The 14322-nt window shown below is 68.2% G+C and carries 13 protein-coding genes; 3 read left to right on the forward strand and 10 right to left on the reverse strand.

The features are described from left to right. The first annotated feature begins 18 nt into the window (after nt 1–18). Both ACOGI9_RS13260 and ACOGI9_RS13265 read left to right on the forward strand, forming a co-directional pair. Nucleotides 19–2046, forward strand: a complete 2028-nt coding sequence (locus ACOGI9_RS13260; protein ID WP_419857587.1) for a cytochrome P450 — start codon at nt 19–21, stop codon at nt 2044–2046. Nucleotides 2047–2057: 11 nt separating this feature from the next. Then, nucleotides 2058–3107, forward strand: a complete 1050-nt coding sequence (locus ACOGI9_RS13265; protein ID WP_419857588.1) for a methyltransferase domain-containing protein — start codon at nt 2058–2060, stop codon at nt 3105–3107. Here the strand turns inward: ACOGI9_RS13265 and ACOGI9_RS13270 are convergent, their stop codons facing one another. Both ACOGI9_RS13270 and ACOGI9_RS13275 read right to left on the reverse strand, forming a co-directional pair. Next, nucleotides 3108–3656, reverse strand: a complete 549-nt coding sequence (locus ACOGI9_RS13270; protein ID WP_419857589.1) for a hypothetical protein — start codon at nt 3654–3656, stop codon at nt 3108–3110. Then, on the reverse strand, nt 3617–4150 hold the full coding sequence (locus tag ACOGI9_RS13275; protein ID WP_419857590.1) for a Rieske 2Fe-2S domain-containing protein: 534 nt from the start codon (nt 4148–4150) through the stop codon (nt 3617–3619). The genes ACOGI9_RS13270 and ACOGI9_RS13275 overlap by 40 nt, the downstream gene beginning before the upstream one ends. A 92-nt stretch (nt 4151–4242) precedes the next feature. Between ACOGI9_RS13275 and ACOGI9_RS13280 the strand changes: the two genes are divergently transcribed. Then, on the forward strand, nt 4243–6849 hold the full coding sequence (locus ACOGI9_RS13280) for an amylo-alpha-1,6-glucosidase (protein ID WP_419857591.1): 2607 nt from the start codon (nt 4243–4245) through the stop codon (nt 6847–6849). A gap of 18 nt (nt 6850–6867) precedes the next feature. Here the strand turns inward: ACOGI9_RS13280 and ACOGI9_RS13285 are convergent, their stop codons facing one another. The 8 genes from ACOGI9_RS13285 to ACOGI9_RS13320 form a co-directional block, all read right to left on the reverse strand. Further along, nucleotides 6868–8022: an aspartate aminotransferase family protein gene (locus ACOGI9_RS13285; RefSeq protein WP_419857592.1), complete on the reverse strand. Its 1155-nt coding sequence runs from the start codon at nt 8020–8022 to the stop codon at nt 6868–6870. Then, complete coding sequence (locus tag ACOGI9_RS13290; protein WP_419857593.1) at nt 8019–8843, reverse strand: [LysW]-aminoadipate kinase; 825 nt, start codon at nt 8841–8843, stop codon at nt 8019–8021. Before ACOGI9_RS13290 ends, ACOGI9_RS13285 begins: the two co-directional genes overlap by 4 nt. Nucleotides 8844–8846: 3 nt before the next feature. Then, on the reverse strand, nt 8847–9506 hold the full coding sequence (locus ACOGI9_RS13295; protein ID WP_419857594.1) for a class II glutamine amidotransferase: 660 nt from the start codon (nt 9504–9506) through the stop codon (nt 8847–8849). A gap of 22 nt (nt 9507–9528) precedes the next feature. Further along, a complete protein-coding gene (argC, locus tag ACOGI9_RS13300) occupies nt 9529–10551 on the reverse strand; it encodes an N-acetyl-gamma-glutamyl-phosphate reductase (RefSeq protein ID WP_419857595.1) in 1023 nt (340 codons plus the stop codon). Further along, entirely contained in the window at nt 10548–11396 is an 849-nt protein-coding gene (gene lysX, locus ACOGI9_RS13305; protein ID WP_419857596.1) for a lysine biosynthesis protein LysX, read from the reverse strand. Before lysX ends, argC begins: the two co-directional genes overlap by 4 nt. Next, nucleotides 11393–11566: a lysine biosynthesis protein LysW gene (gene lysW / locus ACOGI9_RS13310; RefSeq protein ID WP_419857597.1), complete on the reverse strand. Its 174-nt coding sequence runs from the start codon at nt 11564–11566 to the stop codon at nt 11393–11395. The genes lysX and lysW overlap by 4 nt, the downstream gene beginning before the upstream one ends. An 84-nt stretch (nt 11567–11650) precedes the next feature. Further along, nucleotides 11651–12355, reverse strand: a complete 705-nt coding sequence (locus tag ACOGI9_RS13315) for a TIGR02206 family membrane protein (protein ID WP_419857598.1) — start codon at nt 12353–12355, stop codon at nt 11651–11653. Nucleotides 12356–12399: 44 nt separating this feature from the next. Continuing rightward, entirely contained in the window at nt 12400–14313 is a 1914-nt protein-coding gene (locus tag ACOGI9_RS13320) for a 6-phosphogluconolactonase (RefSeq protein WP_419857599.1), read from the reverse strand. Nucleotides 14314–14322: the final 9 nt, after the last annotated feature.

Below are 14322 nucleotides of genomic sequence, written 5' to 3' on the forward strand. Positions count from 1 at the left end.
CGAGGCGAGAACCGACAAATGACGGTGGAGAGTCTGAAGGTCGAATCCCTGAGCCTCGTCGACGAACTCATCCTGATGCTTCTCGACGAGAAGGGAGGCTACTTCCATCAGGTACCCGGCTGGCAGCTGAACTGCGCTGTCGTCGGCGGAGTGCTGGCGGAACTCTCCTTCCAGTCGCGGCTCGACTCGGATCTGACATCCCTGTACGTGGTGGACCGGGCCGAAACGGGCGACCCCGTTCTGGATCCCATTCTGAAGGAGATTGCGGACGAACCGGTCCAACACACTGCCCGGTACTGGGTCGAACGGCTCGCCCCCCGCGCGGAGTCGATCGTCGACCTGACCCTGGACCGCCTGGTTGAACGGGGGATCCTCCAACACCACGAAGGCGAATTCTGGACGTTGGCTCCTCCCGTCATGCATCGGCAGCAGTACGGGATGTTCGAGGAAGGCGCGACCGACCAGTTCATCAAGGCGCGCATCGGCAACGTCGTCTTCGCCGACGAGGTTCCCGAACCGAGAGACGTCGTCATCGTGTGCCTCGTCAACACCTGCGACGTCTTTCGCCTGATCTTCGAACTCGATGAAGCGGCGGAAGAGCGCATCAAGTTCATCTGCCAGCTGGACTTGATCGGCCGTTCCATCGCCGCCGCGGTCTCCGAGAACCTCGTCGGCCCGATCCGCAGACACACGGCTCTCGCGAAGAAAATTCCGACGGTTTCGCTGACCAGGCTGCTGCGCAACCCGCATGTCCGGGACGGCAACCTGAACGCGCTCTTCGCGAACCTCGCGGAGGAGTACGGCCCGGTGTTCCAGATCCGTCCTCCCTTCTCGAAGCGCATGATCTTCCTGGCCGGACTCGAGACGAACGAGTGGATGCAGAAGCGCGGGCGCATGTACCTGCGAACCAGGGATTACTTCGCCGACTTCGAGAAAGTCTACGGCGCGGCCGGCGTTCTGCCCGCCCTGGATGGAGCCGACCACTTCCGGCTTCGCAAATTCCTGTCGCCGGCCTATTCCCGCACGAGGCTGGCGGGGCAGATGGACGAGCTATACAGCAGGGGGCGCGCGTACATGTCGACCCTGACGGTCGGGGATTCCTACCGCGCCACGTCCATGAGCCGGGCAATGGTGAACGCCCAGTTGTCGCCGCTGTTCATCGGCGTCGACACGCAGGATCTCATGGGCGACCTGATGGGCTACAAGGAGCGGGCCCTGAGCGTGCACATCGCGAAGGTCCTGCCCGAGTTCACGCTACGTACCCCGGGCATGAGACGTCGGGCGGCAGTCCTGGACACGCTGATGAAACGGATCCTGAGCGTCCATACTCCCGCCCAGCGCGTCGACAGCCCGCGGAACCTGGTGGACGACTACCTCAGCCTGCACGCCAGCGACCCGGGGTTCCTCCCGGAGTCCAACCTGCTCTTCGCCTTTTCCGCGGCCCTGATCGCCAGTGTGTACCTCGGCGATACGTTCAGCCTCGTGGTCTACTCCATGGCGTCGCAGCCGGACCTCTACGAAAAAATCCGCGCCGAAGCGGATGCCCTGTTTGCCAACGGCGACCCCGGGAGCGAGGATTTCACCCCCGCCAACATCGACGTGACGCACCGCTTCCTCATGGAGTGCATGCGCATGTACCCGATCGTGTCCATGTCCGTTCGGAACGTCATGAATACCTGCACGGTCGGGAACTACGAGCTGCCCCTCGGGGAACGGATCCACATCGCCATGACCGCCACGCACTACATGAGCGATGTCTTTCCCGAACCCTACAAGTTCGACATCGACCGCTTCCTGCCGTCGCGTCGTGAGCATCGCAGCCTCGGGTTCGCCCCGTACGGGCTGGGTACGCACAAATGTCTCGGCACCCGCTGGATGGAGATGCACCTGGCGGTCAACCTGCTCATGCTGGCGCACTACTTCACGGTCGAGGTGACGCCGGCGAAGTACGCACGGAAGCTCCGCTTCAATCCGGTTCCGTCGCTGAAGCCGAGCAAGAAGGTAAGATTCCGCATCACCGAGCAGAGGCGGGAGCTGCCCGCCTGAGCCCCCCCAAAATGCGACTGCGCAAACTGTCGAAAGCGCTGAGAGATGCGCACCCGGGATCGGGCGTCGCGCGTCGAGTCCGGCACTTCGACGGCTGGCTTGACCGGGCGGCACCGGAGGCTGAGGGCGCGGGCGCCTACGACCATACGGAAACGGTCAGGGACTACTACGAGCTGTGCAACGGCTTCATGGTGTACGGCTGGGGTGAATCCCTGCATTTCGCGCCCCTCACGCCCCAGGAGAGCCTGGAGGAGTCCAAGGTCCGGCACCAGCGGGCGATGATCTCGAAGTTGGAGCTGAAACGGGGCATGAAGGTGGTCGATGTCGGTTGCGGAGTCGGCGGCCCCATGCGCCGAGTCGTCCGTGAGGCGGGTGTCAGGGCCGTGGGAATCAACATCAACGAGATCCAGCTGGCGGAGGCGAAGAAGTTGAACGCCGAGGCGGGGCTGGAGCACCTGACCGATTTCAGGAAGTGCAGCTTCGAGGACATGAGCGCCATCGAGGGCGACTCGTTCGACGGGGGTTACGCCATAGAGTCGACGTGCCATGCGCAGGACAAGCAAGGCGCGTTCGCGGAGATATTCCGCGTACTGAAGCCGGGCGCCCTGTTCTGGGGTCAGGAAATGTGCCTGACGGACCGGTTCGACCCGCGGGACCGCCGGCACCGGACCATCAAGCGGGACCTCATGCGGGGTATCGCGCTGCACGACATCGCCACGTTCGGGGAAGTGAATCGCGCTCTCGAAGGGGCGGGATTCCAGGTCATCGAGGGGAGCGACTGGGACGTCCGGGAAGGACCTTCCACGCCCTGGTATCAACCCATGGAGAGCCGCCACGGGACGTTGGGGACCGCGGTGCGCAGGCTTCCCTGGGGCCGCAAGGCGTTCATCGCGGGGTCGAAGCTGGCCGAGTTGCTGCGGCTCTTTCCGAAAGGCTCGGCGGAGGTGGTTCGACTCCTCGACCGAACCGCGGAGGCTTACGTCGCGGGCGGCAAGACGGGCATCTTCACGCCCCTGTACTGTTTCCTGGCGCGCAAACCCTGGCAGTCCACGGGCTGCTAGCTAGTCGGCGTTGCGGTCCGGGCTTCGAGGCGCCATCGCCGGGTCCGGATAGAACTGTCGGCAGTGTCGGCGGTATTTCCCGATGGGGCCGTCCGTCCGGCACAGCCGGGGGGGAGACCGGTAGCGCTTCCTGTCCCATATCACGATGTCCTGCAGGACGAACCGCCTCTCCTCGCGCAGGATGAAGACATTCAGCAGCCGGTGGCGCAGCGGCACGGGCAGGAAGCCCAGGCCCGAGATGAACCGCCCCGGCTTACGGACCTCCCGCACCTGATTGACCATCGTCAACTCCACGAATTCGCCGTCGACGGGCGTTGTGAGCACCCACATGCGCGACTTTATGCCGACCAGTTTCTCGTGAATCTCGACGAAGGAATAGCCGACTCCGTGGACGTGCGTGATGACCGAGACTTCGGAATGAATGTCCACCAGACCCAGGATCCGGCGAACCGCCTTGAAGTCGAAGCAGCTCTTCAGGTAGGCGCCGTCGACCGAGAAGTCGGTCGGCTTCACGTCGTGGTATCCGTGCGTGTACTCCAGGTGTTCCACGTCGACGGAGTTTTCCGTCGTCTCCTGGGGATGCCCCGGAACCGGAGGATCGTGGAGCGCAATCCGGTCCAGTCCGCGCCGGTGGGAGGTTCATCCGGCAGGTGCCACTGAGGCGCCCGGCCGCCGCTCCCCCACCATGCGAAGATCATGCCGAGGATCTCCCGGGTCTCGTAGAGCTTCAACCTCGCGGCCTTCGGGGGCGGGGCATTGGGCGTCGCCACGCACTGGCCGGTCGTATCGAACTCGAACCCGTGGAAGGGACAGACGAGACAGCCGTCGCGCACCAGGCCGCCGGTCGTCGGTCCCATGTGCGAACCCAGGTGGGGACAGAAGGCGTCCGCCACGCAGATGCGGCCCTCTTCGTCGGCCCACGCGACGATTTCCTCGCCCATCCACGTCTTCTCGATGAGCTTCGCGCGCTCGATCGACTTGCGGTGTCCGATGAAATACCAGCCTTCGGGAAACGGCGGCAGCTCATCGCTGTACGTAGCCATGCGGGCGAACTTGGTTTCGGTCCCGCCGGTGCGTCAACTAGAGTGGTGGCGGCCCGCCGCAACGGATTTCGCGAAAGTGAGGAATACGGGCGATGACTCTGGATCCCGCGTCGCGCATCTCGCTTCTCATGCTCCTGGCCGCGATGACCGCCGGCCTGCCGGCGAACGGTGCCGGCCAGACGGCGGCCGGGGTTCCGCGCTTCGAGATCGCATCGTCGCCGATCGAACTCACGGGCCCCGTCCGTCCCGGCGAATACCTGGGCGTGACCGGACCCCGCTCGGCGTGGCTCGGCCTGGAGACCGGAGAGGCGGAGTTGTGGATCCACCCCCTCAAGGTCGGAAACCGGTTCCGGCTCGGCTTCTCGACCCCGGCCTACGGAGCGCCGATTCCGGGTAGCGCCGTCGCGCGCACGGTGCACGTGCGGCCCGAACTCACGACGATCGCCTACAGCCACGCGGCCTTCCAGGTGCGCCAGCACATCCTTGCGCCCGCCGAGCTCCCCGGCCTCCTGGTCCTGCTCGAGGTGGACAGCCCGGAACCGCTCGAGATCGTCGCCGAGTTCGAGCCCGTGCTGAACTACATGTGGCCGGGGTCGCTCGGGGGGCAGTACGCCTACTGGGACGCGGACCGGCGCGCCTTCGTGCTGTCCGAGAGCCTGCAGGAGACGAACGCCGTCGTCGGGTCGCCGTGGGCCGTGAACTCCGTGGAGCACCCGGCTCATCAACTGGGCGAGGCGCCGCGCACCATGGTGATCCCGGTCGACCCGGAACGCGCGCGACGGGAGTTCATCCCGATCGCGGTAGCGGGCGGAACCGCGCCCCGCGAGGAGGTTTTCGCCGGCTACGATCGGCTGATCGCCGAGGCGCGCTCGCTGTACGGCGCGAAGCGGGCCTGGGCCGACTCGGTGCTCGCCTCCACCGTCTCCATCGAGTCGCCGGAGCCACGGCTCGATCTCGCCCTGGAGTGGGCGAAGATCAACCTGGAGGAGCAGCGCGTCTGCAATCCCGACCTCGGGTGCGGGTTCGTCGCGGGCTGGGGCCTGTCGCGCAACGGGACGCGTCCCGGCTTCGGCTGGTTCTTCGGCGGCGACGCGGCGCAGACGAGCTTCGCCATGGATGCGCTCGGGCAGTGGGAACTGGTGGCGGAGGAACTCGCCTTTCTCGCGGGATACCAGCGCGAAGACGGCAAGATCACGCACGAGATCTCCCAGGCGGCCGCGCGCATCCCGTGGTTCGACGTGTATCCGTACGCGTACTACCACGCCGACACGACCCCGTACTGGATGGTCGCGCTCTACGAGTACTGGCGGGCCAGCGGGGACGACGAACTCCTGCGGGAGCTGTGGCCGGCCTACCGGCGCGCGTGGGAATGGTGCCTCAGCGCCGAGACGGACGGCGACGGGCTCATCGAGAACACGGTGGGCGGGCTCGCGGCGGTCGAGGTCGGCGGCCTCGGGGCGGCGCTCCACCAGGATGTCTACCTGGCGGGGGTCTGGACCGCGGCCCTCGAGGGGACCACGGCGCTGGCGGAGCGCATGGGCGATGCCGAGATCGCGGATCGGGCGCGGGAGATGGCTCCCCGCGCGCGGGCGAGCCTGAACGATGCGTACTGGCTCGAGGAGGCGGGGCACCATGCGTTCGGGATCCTCGCCGACGGCGGCACCAACGACAACCTGACCGTGTGGCCCGCCACGGCGGCCGCGTTCGGCCTGTTCGACGGGGCGCGCGCGCGATCGACCCTCGTCCGGCTCGCGGGCGACCGAATCTCGTCGGACTGGGGCGCCCACATGCTCTCGACGGAGAGCGAACTGTATCACCCGCTCCAGTACAACATGGGCACGGTGTGGCCCTTCGTGACGGGATACGTGTCGTGGGCCCAGTACCGGTACCGGCGTCCGTGGGCGGGCTTCCACCTCGTGAACGCGGTGAAGCAGATGACCTTCGACTGGAGCCTGGGGCGCCATCCGGAGCTGCTCTCCGGCACCTTCTACCAGCCCCTCGACCAGACCGTCCCCCACCAGTTCTTCGCGACCTCGGCGTTGGTGACACCGCTACTGCGCGGCGTCATCGGCTGGGAACCCGATGCCCCGCTCGGCAGGGCCCGGCTCGCCCCGCAACTCCCGCCGGATTGGCCGCAGGCGGCGGTGAGGCGGCTCCGGGCCGGGGGGACGACGACCGACGTCGAAATCCTGCAACGGTGGACGGCGGGCGGCGGAGGGCGGCGCACGACGCTTACGACCTCCGGACCGCCTCTGACCTTCGAGTTCGTGCCCGACGTGCCGGCGGGGGCGCGCAACGTGACGTTCCGGGTGAACGGGGCCACCGCGGAGTTGTCGCCCGACGGAATCCTCGAAGTGACCGTCGGGGATGCGGCGCCGGCGGGGAACCGGGCGGAGATCGTCGTGGCGTGGGAAGGCGGGCTCGCGGTCGCCCCGCCCCGCGTCGACCTCGAGCCCGGCCGGACGAGCACCGGCCTGCGGATTCTGGACTTCGACGCCGAGGCGGATGCGTGGCGTCTCTCCCTGGAAGGGACGGCCGGCCACACCTACCGGATCGCGTCGTTCGGCACTCCGGTGGTGTCGACGGTCATGCAGGGCGCCGCCCTCGTCTCGGATCGGGGCGCTGGCGTCATCGAGGTCGAGTTCGCCGAGGGAGAGGGCCGCGTCCCGGCGACCGTTCGTCTGACGCCGGCCCGCTGAGGGAGTCGGCCCGGAGCGTCAATCGGACAGGACCCGGGCGAGCGTGTCCGCCACCTCGTCGATCTGGGCTTCGGTGATCACGAGGGGCGGTAGGAGTCGGATGACCGTGGTGCCGGCCGGAAGGGCGAGGATGCCGCGCTCCGCGAGGGGCTCGAGGTAGGGGCGGCAGCGCTCGCGGAGTTCGACGCCGATCATGAGGCCGACCTGCCGCACGGCGCGCACGCGGGCCGGCCGGAGTCGGGCGAAGCGCTCGCTGAAGCGGGCGCCCAGCGCCTCGGCCCGCTCGTCGAGCCGCTCGTCCCGCATGAACCGGATCGCGGCCAGGGCGGCGGCGCAGGCGAGCGGGTTGCCGCCGAAGGTCGTGCCGTGCCGCCCGGGCGGCGGCTGCAGCCGTTCCTGCGCCAGGACCGCCCCCAGCGGCACGCCGCCCGCGATCGCCTTGGCGAGGCAGAGGACGTCCGGCGCGACGCCGTAGCGATCGCAGGCGAACATGCGGCCGGTGCGGCAGAAGCCCGTCTGGATTTCGTCGAACACCAGCACCGCACCGGCCTCGTCGCAGATGCGGCGCGCCGCCTGCAGATAGTCCGGGCTGGCCGGCCGCACGCCTCCCTCTCCCTGCACCGGCTCGACGATCACCGCCGCCGTGTCCTCGCCCACGGCCGCGCGCAGCTTCTCGACGTGGTTGAAGGGCACGAACGAGAACCCCGGCACAAGCGGCCCGAACGGCTCCCGGTACTCCTTCTTGTGCGTCGCGCTCAGCGCTCCGAGCGTCCGCCCGTGGAAGCCGCGCATCGCGGACACGACCCCTGTCCGCCCCGTCGCGAGCCGCGCGAACTTGATCGCCGCCTCCACCGCCTCCGCCCCGGAGTTGCAGAGGAAGGCGCCCGTGAGCCCGGCCGGCGCGATGGAAACGAGTTCGGCCAGCAACCGCGCCCGGACGTCGTTGTAGAAGATCCCGGGACAGGACACGAGCACGCGCGCCTGCTCCGCCACCGCCTCGGCGACCGCCGGGTTGGCGTGGCCGATGCTCGCCACGCCGATGCCACCCACGCAATCGATGTAGCGTCGGTCCTCGTCGTCCCACACGCACGCGCCCTCGCCCCGCACGATGGTCAGGTCCCGCTTGGGGAAGACCTCGAGGGCGTGCGCCCGTTCCAGTTCGCTCGATTTCATCCGATCACCGTGCCCCTTCCGGCCAGCGCCTCCGAGACCGGCCGTTCGATGCGACCGTCCGCGATCACGACGCGCGTCGTGCCGGATTCCACGACTCGCTGCAGGGCGAGCAGCTTCCGCTTCATGCGCCCGCGCGCCTCGCTCTCGCGACGCGCCAACTCCGTCCGCGAGAGCCGCGCGACGACGGACGCCGGATCGTCCGGATCCTCCAGGAAGCCGGGCGCCTCGATCAACTGGATCACGCACTCCGCTCCCAGTTCGGCGCTGAGCAGGGCCACGACGTCATCGTTCTCCGAGTTGATCGCCGCGTTGTGTTCGTCGATCAGGGGCACGGTCACGACCGGTGTGAAGCCGCCGCCGAGGAGCAACCCCAGCAGTTTGCGGTTCACCTCCGCCGGCTTCCCGGACAGGTCCCGCTTGATCAGCGTCTTGCCGCCCTCTCTCACCCGGATCCCCCGGTTGCGTCGGCCGCGCACGAGCGCCCCGTCGAGCCCGGTGAGCCCGACCGCGTTCACGCCGTGACCCTGCAGCAGTTCCACGATGCGCTTGTTCCGCACGCCGGCGTAGGCCATGAGCATCACGTCGATCAGGTCGCGGTCGGACTGCACGCTCTCGTGTCCGGACACCGACGTGAGGACGCGCTTCTCGACGCCGAGCCGCCGGGCGAGGGAATCGCGCAGCGCGTTCGCGCCGTGCACGATGACGAACGGACCGGACAGGCCCCCCAGGTCGCGGGCGATCCCGTCCAGGTTGATGGATTCTCCGCCGCCGATCTTGACGATGAGCAGTCCGCCGGACTCGTCCGGCATCGGTCCCGGCATCGGTCAGAACGTCCCGATGGCGCCGTTCGCGACCGGCGTCCACGCCCACCGCCCGTCCGACGCCGGGTGCGAATCCGGATAGGGCGCCGAGCACAGGATCCGAACGCCGCCCCGGCGGGAGGCGTGCAGCCGGAAGTAGTCCGGATCCTCGCTGAACCGGGTCGCGAAGTGGACCCGCCGCGCCGTGTCGGCGACGATCAGGTTCATCGCCCGCACGTAACGCGTGCGCTTTTCGATCGCGTCGAGTCCCCGCTCCAGCGCGAGGCCCATGTCTCCGTCGGCGAAGCGCTTGACGAAATTGAACACCTTCTCCGCGCCGATCCGCCCCCGCTCCTTGATCCGCACGCCGTGCAGTTCCCCGTTGAAGATGAAGACGCGCTCCCCGTCGAAGAACGGCATGTTGTTCTCGACCCGTATCCCTTCCCCGCGATACGCACTCCTCGCGTGCGCGAGCAGCAGCGTCGTCCGTCCGGACGGCGCCGCGGCGTCCTCCCAGACGGGCGCGATGTCGCGGTAGACGCGCCACCCGTCGGCATCGATCCAGGCGCACCCCCACCCGTCGCCCTGGTACTCGCGGCTCTCCCGGGCGATCTGTGCGAAGGCGGCCAGATGCGGCGCCATGTCGAAGGGCTCATCGCTCCGGACGCAGAGGATGCGGCACACGATTCAGCTCCGGGGGCCGGGCTCAGGCAGGGTGCAGGCCCGGGAACTCGAGCCCCCGCGACTCCGGCAACCCGTGCATCACGTTGAACGCCTGCACCGCCTGTCCCGCCGCTCCCTTCATGAGATTGTCGATCGCGCTCAGGACCACGACCCGGTTCGAGAGCGGATCGCGCTCGAACCCCACGTCGCAGTAGTTCGCGCCCGCCAGGAGGTTGGGGTCGGGATAGCGGTGGATGCCGGTCCGCTCCTTGACGATGCGCACGAACGGTTCGTCGGCGTACGCGCCCCGGTAGATCTTCCACAACGCCTTCTCGTCGAGCTCCCGGTTCAGGAATACGTGGCAGGTGGCGAGGACGCCGCGCACCATCTCGACCGCAGTGGCCGAGAAGTGCACGTCGCCGCCGAGGACCGTCCGGATCTCGGCCGCGTGGCGGTGGCCGGTCGGCCGGTACGACCGCATCGCGCCGCTGCGCTCCGGGTGGTGGCTGCCCTCGCTGGCGCGGTTGCCCGCCTCGCTCGAGCCCACCTTCACCTCGATCACGGCCGAATCCGCGACCCCCTCCCGGTACAGCGGAAGCAGCCCGAGGATGGAGGCCGTCGCGTTGCAGCCGGCGCACGCGACAAGGTCCGCGCCCGCCAGCGCCTCGCGGTTCACTTCCGCGATCCCGTACACGAACGACCCCAGGAGTTCCGGCCGGGGATGCGGCCGGCCGTAGAAGCGCTCGTAGTCCGCGCCGTCCTTGAGCCGGAAGTCCGCGCCCAGGTCGACGATCCGTCCGGCCACGGCCCGAAACTCGTCGATGCGGCGGGACGACTCGCCGTGCGGGAGACAGAGGAAGAGCACGTCGCACTCCGACAACTCGTCGAGCGCGCAGAAGCGGAGCCGCGTGACGCCGCGCAGGTTGGGGTGCACCCGCCGCGCGAACCGTCCCGCGAAGCGCTCCGACGTGATCTGCCGCACCTCGACATCGGGATGGCCGAGCAGGAGCCTCAGCAGTTCCCCCCCGGCGTAGCCCGATCCGCCCGCGATCGACGCGCGGATCATCGGTTCCCCGCCCGGTCCGGCGAGACGACGTACGACACGATCCGCTCCGGAATGTTCACGCCCGTCGCCTCGATGCTGTTCCTGAACTCCATCGTGTAGTTCACTTCGTTCACGAGCAGTCCGCCGTCGCTCTCGAACAGGTCCACGGCCACCACGCCCCCGCCCACGGCCTCCGCCGCGCGCAGGGACAGCTCCCCGATCTCGCTCGTCACCGGACAGTTGGAGGCCGTGCCGCCGCGGGCCGTATTCGTGATCCAGTGCCCGGACGACCGGTAGATGGCGGCCACGCAGTCCCCGCCCACGACGAACGCGCGGATGTCGCGCCCGCCCTTCTCCACGTACTTCTGCACGAAGAAGATCGAGTGATGGTAGCTGCCCAGGATCGCCTTGTGTTCGAGGACCGTCTCCGCCGCGTGCCGGTCGTTGATCCTCGACAGCAGGCGCCCCCAGGAACCGACCGCCGGCTTGAGTACCACGGGATAGCCCAGTTCCTCGATCGCCTCGAGCGCGGAGGCCTCGGTGAACGCGACCCTGGCCTCGGGCTGCGGGACGCCGCATTCCCGGAGCGACGCCGCGGTGAGGATCTTGTCTCCGCAGCGGCGCGACACCTCGTAGCGGTTGACGCAATCCAGCCCGCCCCCCTCGAACAGCCGCAGCGCGTGCATGGCCCGCGAATGATTGATGCAGCGCTCGAGAACCACGTCGACGTCCGGGACCGCCCGGAAGTCGAACGCGAGCTTGCGGTCGTCCAGAAACACCAGTTCCACATCGCTGCGCCCGCGCAACTCCGCGATCAGCAGCTTCTCGTCCTTGCGGATGAGGGAATGAAGAAAGCCGACTCTCATTCGCCCCAATCCTCCTCGGCGTCCGGCGCCTCACCGAGCGTGATGGGGTCGAGCGCGAGGATCTCGAGTTCGACGCCGCAATCCTCGCATTCGAGCAACTCGCCCTCGACGGGGTCGTCGGAGATCATTGGTTCCGCGTCGCATACAGGACATACCGACATGCCGTCCATCCTCCATTGAAGTTCTTCGCGCAGGGTTCTTCGTACAGGGTTCTTCGCACAGGGTTTCTGGTACAGGGAGAAACCTGAGTACCGTCAACCGGCCGCCGGGTTCCGGAAGGGGAGCCGCAACGCCAGGAAGAGCCCGATGGCCACGGGTTCGATGAGCAGAATGTACCAGGGCCAGCCGGGAAAGAAGTCGAGGATCGTGGGCCCCGGCGGCTTGTCGATCAGGTAGAGATAGTTTGACCCGAGGAGCCGGTTTATCGGATAGACGACGGCCGCGTACAGGTTCAGCAGTCCGAACACGATCCACGGATCGCGGGACGTCGGCCGATAGCCTTCCACCATCACGGCCCACACGCCGGCGATGACGACCGCCCCGTGCGATCCCAGCGACTCGAAGAAGGTGAAGTGCACGGCGCCGAACTCGGAATCCGGGGTCAGGACGGCCTGCACCGCCCCCGCCACGCCCAGGAAGTACATGAGGCGGAGAACTCGGGGCTCCCGGGTCCACAGCCCGTAAATGGTCACCAACGCCATGGCGCTGCAGAGGTGCAGGGGTATGTCGTGCTCCACTGTCCACAGCCCCGATGCGGCCTTCCAGATGTGCCTCGCAAGGAGGAGGAGGAGAATCGTGAGGCCCAGCGCCAGGCGGAGGTGGCGGCGACCCCGCTCATCGGCCACCAGACCGGCGCGAATCAGGCAGATGCCGACCACCGCCAGGGCGCCGATCGTCGCAAGATGGACCGGGCCGAAGAGATCGAACGGCACCCGTTCCGTCCCGAAGAATCCGCCCATGTCAGCCTGTCGCGCCGCGCCGTCCGCCCGGGTACGTCACGGGTTCACGCCTCCGCGTCCGCGAGGGAGGAGGTGGGGATCTCCGGACCCTCGACCCGCTGCCCATCCCGCAGCGTCACGTACGCCTCCATGGCGTAGTAGGCCGGCAGGCCCAGCGCGGCCAGCCGGTCGGCGGTATCCCGGTTTCGCTCGACGACCCGCTGCCAGAATTCCCGCGGATCCGGTCCCGGAAATGGCGCCGAATCCTTCTGCGACTCGTGTCGGAAGATCGCCTGGACCTTGCCGCGCAGTTCGCCTTCGGAGAGAGGCACGAGGACGGTCGCTTCGTCCAGATCCCACTCCTGCCACGCGCCTCGATAGAGCCAGAGCCACGGCGGGTCGCCGCGGTAGCCGGCGAGCGCCGCCTCGACCGTCTCGAGGCACATGCGGTGCGTGCCGTGCGGATCGGACAGGTCCCCGGCGGCGAACACGATCGTCGGCCGCACCTCCTCCAGCAGTTGCGCGACGATCTCCACATCCTCCGACGTGATCGGGTTCTTTCTCACCGCTCCCGTCTGATAGAACGGCTGGTTCAGAAAGCGTGCGCGGTCGGCGGAGAGACCCAGCGATTCGATCGCGGCCGTGGCCTCGGTCTCGCGGATGATCCGCTTGAGCTGCTGAACCACCCCCGGATCGACATCCCCCGGCTCCTTGCGGGCGAGACGGTCCTCGAGCGACCGCAGCACCTCCTCGAGGTTCGGGGCATCGCCAAGATCGATGATGCCCGCCGCGCGCCGCAGGAAGTCCAGGTACCGGCGCACCTCGTGGTCGAAGACGGCGATGTTCCCGGACGTCTGGTATGCCACGGTGATGCGGTTGCCGTTCTCGACCAGCTTGCGCAGCAGTCCGCCCATCGAGATCACGTCGTCGTCCGGGTGGGGCGAGAAGACGACGATGTCCTGGCCGCGCGGCAGCCTGCTCTTTCCCCGGATCTTGGAGATGAGCGCGTTGAAGACCTGTCCGTTGAGCGGCTCGGCCGAACCGTGACGGGAGGTGAGCGGGGCGAGGTGGTTCGCGCGATAGTCGTCGGTCGCGAGGTGCAGGATCGACTTGTCGGTGCGTTCGCTCAGCCAGATGACGGCCGCCGTCTCGCGCTCCGCCGTCCACTCCACATCGCCCACGAGCCACGGCGTGCGGACGCGGGTGAGATCGGAAGCGGCGGCCGGATCGAGATAGACCGTCGCGGCGGCGTGTTGCTGGAGGAAGGTCGCGGCGACGTCCGCGTGGACCTCCCCCTCGACGGCTCGGCACACGATCCCGGCCTTGTGCTCCCCCGTCGCGAGCAGGACGACCTCCCGCGCTTCGAGGATCGTGGCCACGCCCATCGTGATCGCCTGCGGCGGCACGTTCTCCTCGCCGAAGAAATCGGACGCGGCATCGCCGCGGGTGACGGTGTCCAGGTAGAGCCGCCGGGTGCGCGAGTCGCGCTCGGACCCCGGCTCGTTGAAGCCGATGTGACCGCTGCGCCCGATCCCGAGAATCTGGAAGTCGATCCCGCCCGCCTCCCGGATGCGGCGCTCGTACTCGACGCAGTGTGCCTCGACCTCCGCTTCCGGCACATCTCCGCGAGGGATGTGACAGTGCTCCGGCGCGATGTTCACGTGGTCGAACAGGTGTTCCCGCATGTAGCGGTGATAGCTGTGGAGGCTGCCGGGCCGCATCGGGAAGTACTCGTCGAGGTTGAAGGCGACCGCGTTGGAGAAGTCGAGTCCCTCGTGCCGGTGCAGGCGGATGAGTTCCCGGTAGACGCCGACGGGCGTGGCGCCGGTCGCGAGGCCGAGAACGGCACGGCTCCCGTTCTCGGCCCGCTTTCGCAGGAGCGCCGCGATCCGGCCGGCGACTTCGGCGGCGATGCTGTCGTGGTCCGGCATGACCCGGACGGGCACGCGCTCCCGGCGCGCGTGGGCGGCGCCGCTCATCCGATCACC

Origin of the sequence: Candidatus Palauibacter irciniicola, assembly GCF_965208695.1 — a bacterium.
In the GTDB taxonomy this organism is placed as follows: Bacteria; Gemmatimonadota; Gemmatimonadetes; order Palauibacterales; family Palauibacteraceae; genus Palauibacter; species Palauibacter irciniicola.

Coding starts and splice junctions, on each gene's coding strand:
- ACOGI9_RS13285 (WP_419857592.1), bottom strand. CDS start 8,022: ATGAAATCGAGCGAACTGGAACGGGCGCACGCCCTCGAGGTCTTCCCC.
- ACOGI9_RS13315 (WP_419857598.1), bottom strand. CDS start 12,355: ATGGGCGGATTCTTCGGGACGGAACGGGTGCCGTTCGATCTCTTCGGC.
- ACOGI9_RS13275 (WP_419857590.1), bottom strand. CDS start 4,150: ATGGCTACGTACAGCGATGAGCTGCCGCCGTTTCCCGAAGGCTGGTAT.
- ACOGI9_RS13280 (WP_419857591.1), top strand. CDS start 4,243: ATGACTCTGGATCCCGCGTCGCGCATCTCGCTTCTCATGCTCCTGGCC.
- lysW (WP_419857597.1), bottom strand. CDS start 11,566: ATGGACGGCATGTCGGTATGTCCTGTATGCGACGCGGAACCAATGATC.
- ACOGI9_RS13260 (WP_419857587.1), top strand. CDS start 19: ATGACGGTGGAGAGTCTGAAGGTCGAATCCCTGAGCCTCGTCGACGAA.
- ACOGI9_RS13290 (WP_419857593.1), bottom strand. CDS start 8,843: ATGCCGGGACCGATGCCGGACGAGTCCGGCGGACTGCTCATCGTCAAG.
- argC (WP_419857595.1), bottom strand. CDS start 10,551: ATGATCCGCGCGTCGATCGCGGGCGGATCGGGCTACGCCGGGGGGGAA.
- ACOGI9_RS13265 (WP_419857588.1), top strand. CDS start 2,058: ATGCGACTGCGCAAACTGTCGAAAGCGCTGAGAGATGCGCACCCGGGA.
- lysX (WP_419857596.1), bottom strand. CDS start 11,396: ATGAGAGTCGGCTTTCTTCATTCCCTCATCCGCAAGGACGAGAAGCTG.
- ACOGI9_RS13320 (WP_419857599.1), bottom strand. CDS start 14,313: ATGAGCGGCGCCGCCCACGCGCGCCGGGAGCGCGTGCCCGTCCGGGTC.